Origin of the sequence: Campylobacter portucalensis (assembly GCF_009690845.1) — a bacterium.
Lineage (GTDB): Bacteria > Campylobacterota > Campylobacteria > Campylobacterales > Campylobacteraceae > Campylobacter_B > Campylobacter_B portucalensis.
Window position 1 is genome coordinate 1 of the sequence record NZ_VWSJ01000035.1, and the last position, 1,948, is coordinate 1,948.

The 1,948-nt window shown below is 33.7% G+C and carries 2 protein-coding genes; both read left to right on the top strand.

Translation table 11 applies throughout. The features are described 5' to 3' along the window. Positions 1-1,034 (top strand): hypothetical protein (locus F1B92_RS08845; RefSeq protein WP_407643641.1); only part of this gene is annotated, 1,034 nt, incomplete at its 5' end. 127 nt (positions 1,035-1,161) lie between these two features. After that, on the top strand, positions 1,162-1,948 hold a 787-nt coding region (locus tag F1B92_RS09400), incomplete at its 3' end, for a calcium-binding protein (protein WP_407643642.1).

Consider the following 1,948-nt stretch of genomic DNA (forward strand, 5'->3'; position numbering starts at 1 on the left):
TCGATACAATCAATCGCAAATTCACTGATGAAAGCGAAATAAATTTAACAGCCAATGACTTAAAAAGACCAAATTTAAAAGGCACAGGATTTTTAAGAGACTTAAGAATAGCAGCAGCCACAAACGAAGAACTCGCAAATTTACTTAAAACTTACTCAGTCGCCACAACCAAACAAGAACAAATAAATTTGCTTGATAGCGTTATATCAAACTGGGCTGAAACTAACCAAAATTTCAGTTTAAATTTCACTCTTTCAAAAGCCACAGAAAAGGGCGGCGGAAGTGGTAGAGTAGTTCGCCTAACTCCGAGCAAATATAACACCTATAAAAACTTTGTCATCACAGATGAAATGCAAAGCAAATTTGATAGCATAAAAGACAAACTAGCCATTATAAATTCTTTCACAGGCAAAACAAATACAGAGTTTTTTATAACTTCTAGTGCAGATTTGGAAAATATAATTAACCAAACAAATAAAACATATAAAGCAATCTTGGGCTATACTTATAAATCCCTTTTAACCCAAACAAGACTAAAAGATTATTTAAATTTAATCTCGCTTGATATAAATGAGAATGGGGATGGAAATTACGAATTTGCTTTGAATTATGACGGAGTGATTGCTAAATTTAATGAAGTAAATTCTTTAAATTCCGAAAAAGCCTTTGTTGATTTGGCTGAATTTATCGATTTATACAGCGATAAAAGCACTCTAAATGGCTTAATGCTAACGCTAAGCGAATTTGCTGTGTCTGCAAAAGAAAACGGGCAAATAGAAAACTATCTAAAACTTTTAAACGATGAAACTATCAAAAATCTCTCTACTCAAACAGGCTCAGATGGCGATGATACACTAATCGGCACAGATATTTTAAACGGCATTGATACACTTTACGGAAACGGCGGAAATGATAAATTAATCGGCGGTAGCGGAAATGATAATCTAAACGCCGGAAACGGAAGTGATATTTATGAATTCTCTGGCAACTTTGGAAATGACATTATAAATAACCACGACACAAGCAAAAAATAGATTTGACATTATTAAATTTAGTGATAACACCACAAAAGCTGACCTTAAATTCCAAAAACAAAACAATGACCTAATCATCAAAAAAGCCGAGAATTCAATAAATGTAACAGACTTCTTTAAAGATGATGTGAATTTAAGTTATATAATAAACGCTATAGAATTTTCTAACGGCGAAAAACTATCAAGTGAGCAAATCATAGATATTATCCTAACTCCAACAAACGGCAATGATAATCTCGAAATGTTTTTTGCAAACAGGGATTACACGATAAATACCCTAAATGGAGACGATAGTATCATCACCAAAAACGGTAACGACACCATTTACGCTGGAAGCGGAAATGATAGCGTAGATAGCGGTAGCGGAGACGACATAATATTTGGCGAAAGCGGAAATGATAACATTTACGGCGGAGACGGCAATGACACACTAATGGGCGGTAGCGGAGATGATTTCTTACAAGGCGGAGAAGGTAATGACACATATATCTTTAACAGCAAATTTGACAATGACACAGTGCTAAATTTCAAACCAAACAAAGATGAAACAGACACTATCAAATTCATAGATCTAAAAGCAAAAGATTTAAATTTTCATAGAGTTTTTGACGGCAAAGACTTTTCAAACGACTTACTCATCACCACCAAAAACGGCAGCGTAAAAGTGCAAAATTTCTTTGATGAAAGCTCTATAAATGAAAACTATAAAATAGATAAAATCCACACAAAAGATAAAATTCTAACCCCAAACGAAATCAAAGAAATTCTAACTAAAAAAAGCATTTATAATGACCAAATCCAAGCTTTCAACAATCAAATCCAAATCAACGGCGGATTTGGAGATGACATTTTAAAAGCAAGCAAATCAGGCACAACCCTAAATGGTGAAATGGGAAATGATATAATTATCGGCA